This is a genomic window from Flagellimonas onchidii (assembly GCF_004804315.1).
In the GTDB taxonomy this organism is placed as follows: domain Bacteria; phylum Bacteroidota; class Bacteroidia; order Flavobacteriales; family Flavobacteriaceae; genus Flagellimonas; species Flagellimonas onchidii.
Genome location: NZ_SRXX01000004.1, coordinates 15,907 through 30,093, shown reverse-complemented (window position 1 = coordinate 30,093; position 14,187 = coordinate 15,907). Strand labels below are relative to the sequence as shown.

The following is a 14,187-nucleotide window of genomic DNA, read 5'->3' as shown; positions in this document are numbered from 1 at the left end:
AACCCCTTTTTCATCAAAAACAAACTAAAACTAACTGACTCCGACTAAACTTGACTAAATTGGTTTAATCCAGAGCAAGTGTTTCCATTTATTGCGTTCCTTTAAGATAAGCAACACATTGATGGCGAACAATCCGCTGGTTTGAAGGAGTTCACCGAATTCATCCGCTTCCAGAAAAGCATGAAACAAAAAGATATGCAAAGTGATGGGCAGCAAGAGCACAGCACCGATAAAGCTGGTTCCTTGCAGTAGTACCAATAGACCGAACAACAGTTCGCAAATACCCAATACTTGCCAAAAGTATCCGGTCTGTTTGGCTCCACTGATGTACAATATTTTTTGAAGCGTGCTTTCCTTTTCAGGCGCTTTAAACTTTTCGGCTTTTTCAACTACTTCAATGGGCGAGGGGATGGGTTTCCGGAATTTTTGAATTCCGCCGTAAAGCATCATTCCACCCAAAATGAGTCGCAAAACAATAAATAGGATATTCAGTTTCATTTTACTGTGTCAAAGTGGTTTCGCCAGCATTGGGATTGTACACATAGTTAAAAGTGTAGAACCTTGAAGCATCCGTACTGGGGTCAGGGCTGGTGGGGGCATCTTCGTAATAGCTCAAAAACTCCACTTTGGCATACTTTCCCTCATGGGTGCGGATTACAAACACCTTTCCAGGTATTGCAGATACAATATTGGTCATAAAGTTGTAGTTGTACCATCCATTATCACTTCCGGTTGGAATGGCAAAGGCGCCGTCTGCATCTTGGGTAAAAGTAAGTCCATCAGCACTGGTGATACTCGCAAAGGTTCCGGATTGAATAGATGCGCCTCCATTTCCGTTTCGCGCAGGTTCTTCGGCGGTTCCGGTTACCGCACCTCCATTGATAGCAACTGTTGTTCCTCTAAAGGCTAAATCCCATTCGGTATCACTTGTGGTCACCTCCCCTGTGGCAAAGCTGAATTTGGTGAACGGACCACCTACGGGTTGACCTTGGCCACCGGTTTGTGGCGCAGCAATGTTGGATGCGGTTTTGCTCTCTACGGGGACCAAGTTGGGGCCGTCATCATCACTACAGCTTACGAAAGTGATATATACGAACAATAGACTTAAAAGTTTAAAAGTGGTTTTCATGTGTATTTATAAATTAAAATTGAATATTAAGTTTTGTGAATAGTTGAATTCCTGGGTTGATGAGCACTTCGCTATCTTGGGTCGCTAATGGATTGTTTCCTTTAAAGTTCAAAAGATTGTTTGCTCCCAGTTGAAGTTGATAGTACTTGAAAAAGGTTTTTCCGAAAGCAAGGTTTACCAAGGCATACCCATCTATAAATGCGTTGTCATAATCATCCAGCAATCCGTTACCATTGCGGTCGGTAAGTCCAAATTTACCTCGGTAGGTGACCCTTAGATTGGCATTCGCCTCCCATTTGGGGATATCGTAAAAGGCCTTGAAGTTTAAAGTATGCCTAGAGCGGTTTTCCAATCCAAAGTAATCCGATTTTTCCAACTGTACTGTGGACAAGGTTTCGGGATCACGGGCAAATACTTCTCCATTGTCAATGGCTTTCAATTTGTCCTTATCATATGCAAATAAAAGCTGGTAGCCTGCAGATAGATTGAGTTGATTTGTAGGGTTGTATTTGACATCCACTTCCAGACCTTGAGTGTAGACACTTTCCCTATTGATATAGCCAAATACATTTTGACCATTGGTCTTGGCGGCCAAGATTCGGGTATCGATGAGATTTTTGAAATCGTTTCTAAAGAAATTGAGTTCAGAGGAAATTTTTCCTTTTTTAAAAGCAAATCCAAGATTGTAACCAATGGAACTTTCGGCATTCAGTTTTTGGCCCAATTCGGAGGTAGCTACCTGTAGGGTGGCAATTTCTCCATTGTTTTGAAGGCGTTGTATGCCAGCGGCTTCGACCTCTTTTCCAAATACGGAATATCCACCCCCAGCGGCATTGGTAAAGTCGAGGTAGAGTTGCCTAAAATCTGGAGCTTTAAATCCGCTTCCCACAGAACCTTTTAGGGCTAGATGATCGGTGAGCTCATAACGAGCGGAGATTTTAGGGCTGAGTTGTGAATTGTATTCGCTATGATTGTCAAAACGGGCACCTGCAATTACATTGAGCCTTTCCAAAGGTTTGAAATCGTACTGCGCGAATACATATTGTGAATCGAAGGACACCGTTTCAGCAAAAAGGGAACGATTCAGATTTTCGAAATTATAACCTCCACCTAGAGTAAGGATATGGTCGGCTTTGAACGTATGGTTGAACCGAATTTCGGGACGAAAGAGCTTTTGGTCAAAATCGTTTTCAATAAGAAGTTCGTTGCTACCCGCATCGACCACTTTTTCATTGGTGATGTAGTTGGTATAGTAAAATTCGTATTGAAGATTGATCCTTTTTGAAGGATTATGATTGATTTTCAACTGTAGATTGGTATCCTTTTCTTCGCTTGTACTCGGGGAAACATCAAATTCTTGGAAAAAATGACGGCCCGAAGCATAAATATCCAATCGTTCTGAAAGGTCGTAAAACACCCGTCCGTTAAAGGTATAATTGACAAAGGGGTTTACGGTGTTCCCTTCTTGGTTTGGGGTCAGGTCATACCCATCAGTACTTAATCTATCTGCGAAAAAAGAATAACCAATCTTATCTAACCTTTGGTTTAGGCTAAAGTTGGTATTCTGGTTGTTGAAGGAAGCCACCCGATGGGATACTTGGCCACTGATTTTATCGGAAACGGGCTTTTCAGTAATAATATTGATGACTCCACCTAAAGCCTCAGAACCAAAAAGACTGGAGGAAGGCCCTTTGACCACCTCAATTTGTTTGATGTTGCCTATGGCAAAACGGCTTAGGTCCAGATTCCCTGAGCTTCGGCCCACTACAGGCACCCCGTCTATGAGCACTAAAATGTAGTCCGAAGCTATGCCCTGAATCTGGACACCTTCACCACCTCCAATAGTCGCATCGGGCGTCATGATGATTCCGGTTTGTTCGTTCAATATTTCATTCAGACGGGTTACTCCGGTTTGCTGGAGTTGTTTTTTTGGAATCAAGGTCACAGGAAGGGGTAGGGATGATAATTGTCTAATCGTTCTAGTTGCTGTTACCACAACTTCATCCAAGTTTTCAATAAGAATGGAATCTTTTTCCGAGTCTGATTTTTCTTGGGCAGTAAGTCCCAGGACCATCAAGAAGGAAAAAATAAATGAAATATTATTTTTATTTAGACTCATTCTAGTTTAGATTTGTGGCAAATATATATTTATTTTAATTCAATCTAAATAAGAATAATATTAATTTTCGATTTTTTTAATACCAAAAAGCAACACTGAAATGAAACATGCTACATTTTTTACCGTACTGAGCTTAATACTTGTTCTCGGTGCTAACGCCCAGAGTAAGAAGAAACAGGACCAAGCTGCCATCAAAGGCATGTGCGGCTGTTATGAGGTAGGCTTCAATTTTGCCGAAACTTTTCAATATTCGGAGGATGAAGACTATGTCCCTTCAAAGGCTAAACATTCCAAAGCCCTCGAATGGGTTCAACTTGTTGAAGATGACAAAGACAAGATTGTAATGCAATACCTATTGGTTGTTGGAAAACCAGATGCTCCTCGAGTAATTAAGCACTGGCGCCAAGACTGGTTATTCGAGAATACAGATTTGTACACCTATAATGCAGATAACCATTGGACCTATAAATCGCTTCCTAAGGCAGATGTCAAAGGGCAATGGACCCAAAAGGTTTATCAGGTAGACGATAGCCCCCGTTATGAAGGGTCAGCTACTTGGATTCATGCAGATGGCCAGAGTTATTGGGAAAATGCCGCTGAAGCTCCCCTGCCAAGAAGAGAATACACAAAAAGAAGTGATTATAACCTGACCCTTAGAAACAATAGACATGTTGTTAATGCAGAAGGATGGGTACATGATCAGGATAATAAAAAAATCATTAGAAAAGCAGGTACTACGGACGTGGTTTTAGCCGAGGAAAAAGGATTCAATACCTATAAAAAAGTGGCCGATAGCAGATGTAAGGCTGCCCAGGACTGGTGGAAGGAGTATAGCGCTGATTGGGCCAAGGTTCGAACCAAATGGGATAATGTCTTTGCACAAAAACAAGATTTAAAATTGAACAAAAAAGTTGATGGCATGCCGCTGTATGCCCATTTGTTTTCAGAAGATTTTGATAATTCTGAGGAGAATATTGCTAAGACTATAGATGCTTTTATTTTAAAGTAATATAGCGATTGGTTAGTTTGGTTAAAGGTCACCCAAAAGGGTGGCCTTTTTTTATGCTTAATAGTTTTTTTCCACCAACCTCTTTGAAATCCACCAATAATTGCCTGCAGGGTCAATTACTCCTCCTTGTCGGTCTTCATAGTCCATATCCATAGGATCAAGACATTTTTGAGCGCCATGGTCCAATGCATTTTGATATACTTGATCCACATCGTTCACGAACAAATAAAACGAAGTTCTCATACCCTCAAACTCTCCTCGAGCCTGGCTGATCATAAAACAACTATCTCCAATTTTAAGAATCACGTTGGCTATGTCACCTGTTTTTTCATTTATTGTCCGATTCAATTCCTCGGCATAAAAAGCTTTCTTTAAGAAATTAATTTCTTCTTCTGGATTCGCAACAAATAAATAGGCGTTTACTGTACTGAATCCATCGGGACGATAAGTGTTGAATATTTCTTTCATGGTTTGCTGTTGTTTACATCATGACGATTGAACCAAGCAACTATTGGACAATTATTTTGAAAGATTTTATCTATACGATTTCCGTTAAGTGATTATATAACATTCCGGTTAGAATAGCCAAACCGAAGCTCAAAAGTGTACCAATAAGCACATATTCGGTGAGTTTTCTATTCTTACCCTTGTTAAGGTCCCCAAATCGGAAAACGGATTTTGCTGCTATCAATAATCCAATGGCAGCCCATTGATTCAACAAAATAAAGCCAAAAACAAACAATCGTTCCAACATGCCAATGTATTTCCCAGCATTTTTGAGAGAGCCTCCTTCTTCCGTGTCATCTTTTAGGACTTCGGCGACATATGGAGCCAGTAGCATTCTCATGATAATTCCTGAAACATAGGTCACGAATACCAAAAATGTAAAGAGTAAAAGGTTTGCTTCACCCAATATAGATTGAAAATCGAACTCAAATGGAGAAACCCATTGAATTATGGCGATAAGAACACCTATATGCAACACCTGATCCAGAGCAAAAAGCCAGCGATAGTTTTTTTCATTGGTGAATGCCAGTTTTCCCAAATCAATTAAATAGTGGGAAATAATGATGATGGCGATAATTCCCAGGTGCTGAAATTGTAAGAGAAGAAGCAATGCCAACAAATGCACTCCGATATGCCAATAGAGATATTTTGACTTCCACTTTTTCTCTAATTTGTCATCTACCCAGTGGACGGGTTGGAATACAAAATCACCCAAAAAATGGGCTAGAATCAGTTTTAAGGCTAATAAAGTCATAGTTGTATGAGTTGGGTGGTATAAAATTGAATCATTTTTTGCACTTCATCAAATCCTGCGCGTATCAATGCTTCACTGATGTTACTTTGTGATTTTTCCAGTAGGGCAGCCAACTCTTTTTGGTTGGACTTAGGATGTTCCAGAGCGGTCTTCACAACCCTTGAGGTTGCTGGTAACCAAGCATCCATAGTTAAGGAGGCAAGTTGTAGCATAAGATTGATCTGGGTATCGAAAGCTTCATTACCGGATTTTATCGCTAAGGTCTGCTTTTTCAAATTTTCGAAGCATTCTCCCGAAAATACAAAGGCTGAACCGTTGGATTCGGTTACTTTTTCAGCATGATAGTCTTTTCCTCCTAAACCGATACTCATGCGGACATCTATGCCCTTTTTCTGTTTTAGGCTTGCTTTAATATGAATGGCCGTTTTGAGCGCTTTTTCTGGTGATATCTCCAATTGAAAGCTATCACCACGGTAGATTTCCCATTGTTTGGGCTCTTTTCCGTGGGTATTTAGCACTTTCTTCAAATTGGTTAACCAAGCTTCTGGACTATCCTTTCGAGAATTGATAATGTCCCCAGTGATTACGGCTGTTGTTATACTCATAAGTCAAATATCGGTAAAATAACCGATAATTACAAATATCTGTAAAAAAGCAGATAATTTAATATATCGGTGAAATAGCCGATAATGAAAAATGGAAAGAATGAGGTTGTCTAAAAGATAGCAATGTGTCATTCTGAATTCATTTCAGAATCTCAATAGATTGATAGCCAAATTTTATGAGAAACTGAAACGAGTTCAGTTTGACGAAACAATCCTTTTTAGACAGCTCAAGTTTTCTAGTCTGCGTGTTTCTTTCGGAAATTGGGAGCTAATTTTCCATTTTCCCAAGTCAGCTTCCATGTTTCCAGACTGGTATGGAGCCATAGGTTTTCATCACCGCTATAATGATTACCTTTTTCTTTTTTAAGGATTATTTTTTCCGGAATACCTCCTTCCTCATCAGGAAAAATGAATCGCTCGGAATGGTAAGAGCGCTCAAAATCGTGCGAAGAGGATATTTCATATGCGGTTAAAGCACCTTTATGGGCAAATAGATAAATACCTCCTTCTTCATATTCCCAATCAAAGTAATATTTAATATGGATTATGCCATCCAAATGGGTAATATCCCTAGTACCGTAGGTTTTTATGCTAAAATTATGAGTGTTGGTTAATGGAACTTTTTTTTCATACAGTTGACCTAAATTCCGACTTCTTATATTCAAGTAAGTTGTACCTCTTTCTTGGCTATAGGCAAAATAATAGTGGATGCCATTAACCGTCTTTCTATCCAAAGAGAGCAATCCACCTAAAATGTAGCCGGTCATATCGTTATACTTTACTTTGTAAAAAGAATGGTCGATACCTTTATAGGGCCATGTGAAATCTGTTTTTTCAATAATCTCTACCCATTCTCCAATTTTAAGAAGTTCTAAAACTTTGGAATCTGTGTCGGGAGTGGTTCTTAACTTAACATTGTTACCAAAGGAATATACTTGTTCTCCCGGCTCAAAAGTATCAATGTCATGGATACGTTGAGCAAAACTAAGGGTAACGAATAACAGGGCGGTGAGTACCGCAATTGTGCATTTTGATTTCATATTTCAGAATTTTAAGGATTAGGACAGTCCTTAGGGAGGTTGAAATATATACGGGCCAAAATGCTAAAATGGATTTCCGTAATGCGCTTAGGAAAGTCGTTGCATAAAGATAAGAATGATGAATTTAAAGGAATAAATTTATTTTTCAATTACCTGAAACATGGCACCAAAGGAATCGGTCAACAGTGCTGAATGATAATCTTGATAAATCAGATTGCCTCCCAATTCCAAAACTTTGGAAATAGTTGAATCAATATCCTCCACCTTGAAAAAAACGGACCAATATTCATGTTTTCCTTTGATTTCATTATCCAATTGTTGAATGGCTGAGATGTTTTCACCTAGATTATTGTAAACTAAAAACCTTTTGTTTTCTGTTTCTTCAGTAGTCCAATCAAAAAGATGGGTATATAAATCCAATACCAACTTTGCATCCGAAACGAAGAGTTCATTCCAAACCATTGTACTTTCTTCATTCACGGTCCGAGCGTCCAATGCATTTCCATCGTAAACCGTGAAACCGGCACCTGAGGGATCCCTAATCAGTGCTATGGACCCAAAGTTTTCCATAGATTCGGTCAATTCAACCCGTCCACCTAAGGTTTTAGCTTTTGAAATGGTATCAGCTATGCTATCCACTTGGATGTAAGGCATCCAAAAAGAGGGCATGCCCATATCTACAAAAGTCTTAGGCATTACATATAGACCTGACGCTTCTTTTGTTGCCTTGTAGGCATAGTAGTAATCAGTGTCTACTTGCTGATACTCCCATCCAAAGACTTTGGAATAAAAATCTTTGGAAACTTTTAGGTCAAAAGTCGACAAATCGGTCCAAATAAAGTTGTTCGATTTCATTTGTTGGGTTTTGGCTGCCATCCAGGGGGCATGATCAATACTTTTAATTTATTGGTAAAGCCTGGGGTATCTGCAACTTTTTCAAACAAACGCTGCAAACCATGAAGAAATACCTTGATAGGGTTGTTGGAGTTTATAGGTTTATCGATACCGTACCTCACTTTTTCAACTTCAGGCTCAAAGGTGCCCAACATTCTGTCCCAAATGATAAGGATACCAGCGTAATTCTTATCCCAATATTGCCGATTTGACCCATGATGTACCCGATGGTGTGAAGGCGTATTAAAAATGTATTCAATAGGTTTTGGAAGTTTTTTGATGACTTCGGTATGCAATAAAGTCTGAAAGACTTGAACGAAAACCTCAGACAGCAACACGAGAATGGGGTCAAACCCTAGCATTACAATGGGCAAGGAGAACAAAATAGGAAAGACGGCATCAAGAGGCCCAAAACGGTAAGCAACCGACATATTGAAGTGTTTTGAACTATGATGAACGGTATGCGTTGCCCAACCCAATCCTACACGATGCATCATTCGATGATCCCAATAGTAGGCAAAATCGGCCAATAAGATGCAACATATCACCGTAGCCCAGCTAATGGGAAGGTGGGGTAAACTAAAATTGTCATAGGTCCAAAAGTAAATCTTTGTGATGGCCAAGATTCCAAGGATGTATTCGATCAATACAAAACCAAAAAAGGAGATGATATTGGCGATGGAGTCGAAAATGACATCCATGGTCAACTTTTTAAGCACTGTATATCTAATCAACTCCACAAAAAAGAAGGGTATAATGATATAGATAAGACTCCAATCATTGAAGATGGTGAACCAATATTCAACATCGACCCAATTAAGCTCTTGTGATAAAAATTCAATCATTTGTTACCGTATTTTGTTCCAAATTTCAGTGTCGGCGTAGCCGTAATAGTCATAACTCAGTCGTAGTTGGGTCTCAGAAACGGATTGGATTTTACAAGGCACCTTGTAACTTTCACCTTCGTATTCCAATTGGTAAATCCCTTTATAAGGATGGGCCTTTTCAAGTGTTATTTCCAAAATAGTGTCATTGGCTTTTTCTGAATTGCCATATTCATCTATGTAGGCAACTGTGATTCCTATCATTTTTCCATTATCTAGGGTTATTTCATTTATTACGGCACCCTTGAATGCTTCGGAATTATAATTGACTTTCCATTTGCCAAATAAAGGATTGTCATTCTCTTTTTTAACTGGCTGGGACTGCTCTAAAGGTTTTTGTTGGGTTACTGGAGATACTTCATTTTGGTTCGATTTGACCTGTTCGGCCAATACATGGGGAATTCCTGCTAGAACGACGATTACCCCCAAGCTTATCATAAATAATTTAAAATTATGCATTGCTATTACTTTGGGACAAAAATAGATACTGGTTATGGACAACTTTTTGACCTATATCAAAAAATCACTTTTGGGTTCTCAACCGACTCAAAGTTTCTTGGGACATTCCTAAAAATGAAGCAATATGACCAAGTTTTGCCCGTTGATCCAATCCTGGCATTTCACGCATGGTCAACTCGTATTTTTCCTTGGCCGTAAGGTCTTGGAAATTTTTGGTGATGAAATCCATAATGGCATGCTGTTGTTCAATAAAGCATCGTGCAAATTTTTCAAATTCACGAAAACTGCCAATCAACTCTTGGAATTGACTTTTTGAGATAACATATATTTCACTGTCCTCAAGAGCCTCAATGGATTCAAAACTTGGCTGATTGGCATAGAAGCTGTACCATGAAGTAAAAAAATCACTTTCTGAATAAAACCAATAGGTCCTTTCCTTATCCTTGTTGAGATAATACGAACGAAAAATGCCTTTCTCTATAAAATAATAGTGTTGGCAGTATTTTCCTTCCTCAACAAGCTTAGTGTTTTTAGGAACTTGAATTTTCTTAAAAGCAGTTGCCATACTGAATTCCAGTTCGTTCGGAACTACAGAAAATTGCCTCACTTGTTCGATTAGATTCCGCATGTTGATTAAAGATATCCTTTTTGATGAAAAACGGGATTCACCCTAATTAAATGAAATCAATTGATACGCCAGGGAGGGTTCAACCTATTTTCCCCTGCAAAAAACAAAATCAAGTGATTGTTATCAGGATCTCGTAGCCGCGCTTCTCTCCATAACCAAGGACGGTCAGATGGAGATTCGTAAAAATCAATGCCTCTTTCTATAAGATTTGAGACCGTTTCGTCTAGATCGGCGCATTCGAAATAAATGGAAATACCTTCACCTTTGGGCAATTCTTCCACTTGGTGAACTGAAAACGTGCTATCGCCATCGGGGCAAACAAAACGGGCATAATGGGGCAATGCTTTTACAATTAATTGTAAGCCTAGTTTGCTATAAAAAGCAATGCTGTTTTCAACATTGAGTGAAGGAACGGTAACTTGATTCAGATTCATAATATCGTATTGAAAATATGTATTCCAAAATACGATATTCGTTTTATAAGAAATAAAAGTTGAGACAAAAAAAGAAGCCACGTCCATGGCCGGCGTGGCTTCTAAAATCAACAAAAAACACTATCCTCTTCTTCCCTTCTCCTGCATTTTCTTTTTGCCGTTCAGTCCTTTTTTAAGTTTTATTTTTTTCCAGGTTTGATACTGATCTTTGGTCAATACCTCTTTCATTCTTTGTTGATGCGCAATTTGGCGGTCCAATCGGGCATTTTCAAACTCAAATCGCTCATCAGATGTGGGTCTTTTCCATTCACCACTTTCTTTTTTAGTTTTTATTTCTTCATACCTCGCTTTTCGATATTCAGCTTCTTCCAGGTTTATGTCCATTACCTTGGCTTGTTGGGAAGTGGTAAGATCCAAGACAAGTGCCATTTTTTTTGTTTTCAAGGTGGCCAATTGCTCAGCGGTCATATCCATTTTTTGACCTTGTCTTGTCTTTGTGGGTTTTTGGGCCACAACATTCATGGTGGTCATCAAGACCAATACTACTGCTAACTGTTTCATATGTCTAAACTTTAATGATTTGGTTGTAGGACAGTACTTGTGCACTATGGTTTAACCACCATATCATCATTTATGAAGCATTTAACATGGAATTGATGGACAGTTACTCCAAATCCTTTACTTGATTTTCTTGAGTGTCCTTGAGGTCATCGATATCCTCTACATCGGTTTCAACAATAGATGAAGAACTTACTTGTTCTTGAAACCTTTTATCTTCTTGCTCAACCTTGTTATAGATAAAGGCCGCAATAGCAAAACATAGGAAATAGAGGAAGCTTTTGATTTTGTAGGTCATGATTTTGAGATTTGGGATTACTAAAATAGGGAAAGCGGAGGCACTTAACCATCATATGTTGTGAAAAGGCCTTTTTTGGATGTGAATCGGTCGAAAAGTATGGTATAATCGACAAAATGCACGGTTTGTCCAAAAAAGGCCCAATCTCAAAGTGAATTCCTACGGTAGAGGAATTATTTCGGATCTAAAATCATGTCGATGCGCTCTAGGGCATCTTGCAAATGGTATCTGCTCATAGTGTCCGAAACTCTACCAAGACCATTTTTAATGTCACGCTTTAAGTTGTTCAGTTCGGCTCGGGCGACGGAACGGATATCTGATTGACTGGTATTGACTGCCGTAGATTTTTGGTATCCTCCAAAATCAGGTGATTTCCCTTGATTACCTGCGGTCATTAAATATGCCAAACGGTCAATATGCGCTTTTTGAAGGTTTCTACGGTAGGTGTCAATGGATTTACCACTTCGGGTTTCAGACCAAATGCCTCTCCTAAGATCCCGCATCATTTCCAATAGGCCATAGGCGTTTTTGCCATTAATGGTTTCATTTTCTATGATTCGGGCCAATTTACCTAGTTGTAGCATGGTATTCAAATAGCTTACCTGCATGGAGCGGATACGTTCCACTGAACCTGAATATTCGATTTTGTTGAAAATTTCGGGTACTATCAACCATTCAGGTGTTTTAAACAGTTGCTCCTGCATAAAATTCATGCAGTTTTTCTGGTGCTCTTTGGAAACAGGAACATAAACGGCCCCTTCTTGATCTGCAGTCTTATAATATTCGTAAACGCCACCAATATTATTGGAAACGTGTCCCATATATCTTCTGAACTGAGCTACTACCTGTCCGTACAAAGTGCCAAGGTCATCATAATCCTTACCATCTTCAGTGGTCCACTCTGGAAGTTTTGGAACAATACGCTTTAGATTTTCAATACCATATAAACTTGCTTTAATGGCATCGTCACCTAAATCTTCGGTTTGCGAACTAGGATCATGTATATCACCCACTTGTTGATGACCGAATCTATATCTTGGGTCATTTTCATGGGCTCGTATCCAGCTATTCAAAATAGGCTTTTCACCTTCTGCAGAGGTATCAAGAATAGGTTTGTACCCCCATTTAATAGCATGTTTATCATAAATACCAATATTGGGCATTAAGGCTACTCCTTTATCTTCAGGTTGGGCAACATAGTTGAATCTAGCATAATCCATAATGGAAGGTGCGGTACCATACTTTTGGGTAAAACTTGCTGAACGTAGCGAGTCTACAGGGTATGCTACACTGCTTCCCATATTATGTGGAAGTCCAAGGGTATGTCCAACTTCGTGCGCAGATACAAAACGGATCAATCGGCCCATGACCTCATCTTTGAATGCCGGACCTTGTGCTTCTGGATTGATTGCTGCCGTCTGTACAAAGAACCAATTGCGGAGCAAGGTCATTACGTTATGATACCAGTTGATATCCGATTCCAAAATCTCACCACTACGCGGATCACTCACGTGAGGCCCGTTGGCATTCGGGATAGGGGAAGCCAAATACCTTACAACTGAATAACGTACGTCCTCTGGAGACCACTCAGGATCTTCTTCCTCGCTTGGAGGGTCCATGGCCAAAATGGCGTTTTTGAATCCTGCTGCTTCAAAAGCAACTTGCCAATCCTCAATACCTTGTTTAATATAGGGTATCCACTGTTTTGGTGTGGCCCTATCCACGTAATAAATAATGGGTTTTTTGGGTTCTACCAGTTCTCCAGCCTTGTATTTTTCAATATCCTCATCTTTTACTTCCAACCTCCAACGATCTAAATATCGTACAGTTTTACTTTCTTGCGCATCTAACCCATAGTCGACTTGACCTCTTGCAAACCAACCAACACGTTCATCAAAATAGCGACGTTTCATTGGATTCTTTGGCAAAAGAATCATGGAATTGTTTATTTCCACGGAGATGGAACCCAGACTCTGATTACTTGGAGGTGAGCCTGCAGCATAGGTTTTTACATGCCTCGCTTCAATGTTCAAAGGGTAACTTTTTATGGATTCGATATAGCTTCGCTCACCATCCAAACGACTTATCTTATATTGCTTTCTTCTTCCATCCGGCATGCCCAAAGACTTTACATCTTTGCTGAACAACGGGTCTACTTCGATAACCGTGGCAGGGTTTAATGAATCCTTTTTATTGAAGGCTTTAATGTTGAAGGCAAAAAGTACGGGTTCAAAGTTGGAATTCACCACAGCTTCGTGTACAGGGAGTGAATCGGCTGCTACATTGCCATAAGAAACGACCCTGAGTAGTACCTTTTTAGGCTTTTTCTCCCATCGTAGCACCTGGGTATTTATTTTCCCCCCACCAAAACCTATTCCAGTGGCGGTCTTGGCAATACGACTTACCATGAGCATTTCCCGATTAAAAAGAGAATCGGGAATCTCGTAGAAATATTTATCATCTACCTCATGTACCTTAAAAAGACCTTCGTCAGTCTTTGCATCTTTGGTAATGACTTTGTCGTAAGGCTTAATGTCTCCTTTTTTTGGTTTATCCTCACTTTTTTGTTCTGTATTATTTTTTTTCTTTTTGAAAAGTTGTGCATCTGAAGTTTGAATGGCACATAGAAGAAATAGGGCCAAAAAAACCTTGTTAAGAACGTTTTTGATCATTTATTATCGGTTTGATTTAATGAATAGCTACCAAAGAACCTAAAAAACATAAAAACAGACTGTTAAATAAATATTAACTCTCAATTTTTTTCTGATAATGGCCAACCTTTGGGAGAATCCAATTTTACTGATGGTTTCCGCTCAAACGTGACCTATAGTTGAGTTGAGCGCGGATTTGTTTTTCCTTAAAAAAATGA

General features: G+C 39.3%; 16 protein-coding genes. 1 reads left to right on the top strand and 15 read right to left on the bottom strand.

The features are described 5' to 3' along the window. Positions 1 to 54: 54 nt before the first annotated feature. Genes E4661_RS05420 through E4661_RS05410 form a run of 3 tightly spaced genes read right to left on the bottom strand, consistent with a single transcriptional unit; the run spans position 55 to position 3,248 of the window. On the bottom strand, positions 55 to 498 hold the full coding sequence (locus E4661_RS05420) for a DoxX family membrane protein (protein WP_136465812.1): 444 nt from the start codon (positions 496 to 498) through the stop codon (positions 55 to 57). Between the two features lies 1 nt (position 499). Next, positions 500 to 1,129: an HmuY family protein gene (locus tag E4661_RS05415; protein ID WP_136465811.1), complete on the bottom strand. Its 630-nt coding sequence runs from the start codon at positions 1,127 to 1,129 to the stop codon at positions 500 to 502. A 13-nt stretch (positions 1,130 to 1,142) separates the two neighbouring features. Continuing rightward, positions 1,143 to 3,248, bottom strand: a complete 2,106-nt coding sequence (locus tag E4661_RS05410; RefSeq protein ID WP_136465810.1) for a TonB-dependent receptor plug domain-containing protein — start codon at positions 3,246 to 3,248, stop codon at positions 1,143 to 1,145. A gap of 100 nt (positions 3,249 to 3,348) precedes the next feature. Here E4661_RS05410 and E4661_RS05405 point away from each other — a divergent pair, with 100 nt between their 5' ends. After that, the gene (locus tag E4661_RS05405) at positions 3,349 to 4,257 is read left to right on the top strand and encodes a DUF6607 family protein (RefSeq protein WP_136465809.1); all 909 of its coding nucleotides are present in this window, start codon (positions 3,349 to 3,351) and stop codon (positions 4,255 to 4,257) included. A 57-nt stretch (positions 4,258 to 4,314) separates the two neighbouring features. Here E4661_RS05405 and E4661_RS05400 read toward each other — a convergent pair whose 3' ends face one another. The 12 genes from E4661_RS05400 to E4661_RS05345 form a co-directional block, all read right to left on the bottom strand. Continuing rightward, positions 4,315 to 4,725, bottom strand: a complete 411-nt coding sequence (locus E4661_RS05400; RefSeq protein ID WP_136465808.1) for a VOC family protein — start codon at positions 4,723 to 4,725, stop codon at positions 4,315 to 4,317. 70 nt (positions 4,726 to 4,795) lie between these two features. Next, positions 4,796 to 5,518, bottom strand: a complete 723-nt coding sequence (locus E4661_RS05395; protein WP_136465807.1) for a DUF3307 domain-containing protein — start codon at positions 5,516 to 5,518, stop codon at positions 4,796 to 4,798. Beyond that, on the bottom strand, positions 5,515 to 6,123 hold the full coding sequence (locus E4661_RS05390; protein WP_136465806.1) for a transcriptional regulator: 609 nt from the start codon (positions 6,121 to 6,123) through the stop codon (positions 5,515 to 5,517). The genes E4661_RS05395 and E4661_RS05390 overlap by 4 nt, the downstream gene beginning before the upstream one ends. A 236-nt stretch (positions 6,124 to 6,359) precedes the next feature. Beyond that, complete coding sequence (locus tag E4661_RS05385; RefSeq protein ID WP_136465805.1) at positions 6,360 to 7,163, bottom strand: SH3 domain-containing protein; 804 nt, start codon at positions 7,161 to 7,163, stop codon at positions 6,360 to 6,362. A 138-nt stretch (positions 7,164 to 7,301) separates the two neighbouring features. Beyond that, positions 7,302 to 8,018: a VOC family protein gene (locus E4661_RS05380; protein WP_136465804.1), complete on the bottom strand. Its 717-nt coding sequence runs from the start codon at positions 8,016 to 8,018 to the stop codon at positions 7,302 to 7,304. Further along, the gene (locus E4661_RS05375; RefSeq protein ID WP_136465803.1) at positions 8,015 to 8,902 is read right to left on the bottom strand and encodes a sterol desaturase family protein; all 888 of its coding nucleotides are present in this window, start codon (positions 8,900 to 8,902) and stop codon (positions 8,015 to 8,017) included. The genes E4661_RS05380 and E4661_RS05375 overlap by 4 nt, the downstream gene beginning before the upstream one ends. A 3-nt stretch (positions 8,903 to 8,905) precedes the next feature. Further along, a complete protein-coding gene (locus E4661_RS05370; protein ID WP_136465802.1) occupies positions 8,906 to 9,400 on the bottom strand; it encodes a hypothetical protein in 495 nt (164 codons plus the stop codon). A gap of 64 nt (positions 9,401 to 9,464) precedes the next feature. Next, positions 9,465 to 10,028 carry a Crp/Fnr family transcriptional regulator gene (locus tag E4661_RS05365; RefSeq protein ID WP_136465801.1) on the bottom strand — a complete coding sequence of 188 codons (564 nt, stop codon included), beginning with the start codon at positions 10,026 to 10,028 and terminating at the stop codon, positions 9,465 to 9,467. A 56-nt stretch (positions 10,029 to 10,084) separates the two neighbouring features. After that, positions 10,085 to 10,462 (bottom strand): VOC family protein, encoded by a 378-nt coding sequence (locus E4661_RS05360; RefSeq protein ID WP_136465800.1) that lies wholly within the window; start codon positions 10,460 to 10,462, stop codon positions 10,085 to 10,087. A 120-nt stretch (positions 10,463 to 10,582) separates the two neighbouring features. Next, positions 10,583 to 11,023 (bottom strand): hypothetical protein, encoded by a 441-nt coding sequence (locus E4661_RS05355; protein ID WP_136465799.1) that lies wholly within the window; start codon positions 11,021 to 11,023, stop codon positions 10,583 to 10,585. 103 nt (positions 11,024 to 11,126) lie between these two features. After that, positions 11,127 to 11,318: a hypothetical protein gene (locus tag E4661_RS05350; protein ID WP_136465798.1), complete on the bottom strand. Its 192-nt coding sequence runs from the start codon at positions 11,316 to 11,318 to the stop codon at positions 11,127 to 11,129. Between the two features lie 173 nt (positions 11,319 to 11,491). Beyond that, positions 11,492 to 13,990, bottom strand: a complete 2,499-nt coding sequence (locus tag E4661_RS05345; protein ID WP_136465797.1) for a zinc-dependent metalloprotease — start codon at positions 13,988 to 13,990, stop codon at positions 11,492 to 11,494. Positions 13,991 to 14,187: the final 197 nt, after the last annotated feature.

Coding starts and splice junctions, on each gene's coding strand:
- E4661_RS05375 (WP_136465803.1), bottom strand. CDS start 8,902: ATGATTGAATTTTTATCACAAGAGCTTAATTGGGTCGATGTTGAATAT.
- E4661_RS05390 (WP_136465806.1), bottom strand. CDS start 6,123: ATGAGTATAACAACAGCCGTAATCACTGGGGACATTATCAATTCTCGA.
- E4661_RS05370 (WP_136465802.1), bottom strand. CDS start 9,400: ATGCATAATTTTAAATTATTTATGATAAGCTTGGGGGTAATCGTCGTT.
- E4661_RS05380 (WP_136465804.1), bottom strand. CDS start 8,018: ATGAAATCGAACAACTTTATTTGGACCGATTTGTCGACTTTTGACCTA.
- E4661_RS05365 (WP_136465801.1), bottom strand. CDS start 10,028: ATGCGGAATCTAATCGAACAAGTGAGGCAATTTTCTGTAGTTCCGAAC.
- E4661_RS05350 (WP_136465798.1), bottom strand. CDS start 11,318: ATGACCTACAAAATCAAAAGCTTCCTCTATTTCCTATGTTTTGCTATT.
- E4661_RS05410 (WP_136465810.1), bottom strand. CDS start 3,248: ATGAGTCTAAATAAAAATAATATTTCATTTATTTTTTCCTTCTTGATG.
- E4661_RS05385 (WP_136465805.1), bottom strand. CDS start 7,163: ATGAAATCAAAATGCACAATTGCGGTACTCACCGCCCTGTTATTCGTT.
- E4661_RS05360 (WP_136465800.1), bottom strand. CDS start 10,462: ATGAATCTGAATCAAGTTACCGTTCCTTCACTCAATGTTGAAAACAGC.
- E4661_RS05345 (WP_136465797.1), bottom strand. CDS start 13,990: ATGATCAAAAACGTTCTTAACAAGGTTTTTTTGGCCCTATTTCTTCTA.
- E4661_RS05420 (WP_136465812.1), bottom strand. CDS start 498: ATGAAACTGAATATCCTATTTATTGTTTTGCGACTCATTTTGGGTGGA.
- E4661_RS05405 (WP_136465809.1), top strand. CDS start 3,349: ATGAAACATGCTACATTTTTTACCGTACTGAGCTTAATACTTGTTCTC.
- E4661_RS05415 (WP_136465811.1), bottom strand. CDS start 1,129: ATGAAAACCACTTTTAAACTTTTAAGTCTATTGTTCGTATATATCACT.
- E4661_RS05355 (WP_136465799.1), bottom strand. CDS start 11,023: ATGAAACAGTTAGCAGTAGTATTGGTCTTGATGACCACCATGAATGTT.
- E4661_RS05400 (WP_136465808.1), bottom strand. CDS start 4,725: ATGAAAGAAATATTCAACACTTATCGTCCCGATGGATTCAGTACAGTA.
- E4661_RS05395 (WP_136465807.1), bottom strand. CDS start 5,518: ATGACTTTATTAGCCTTAAAACTGATTCTAGCCCATTTTTTGGGTGAT.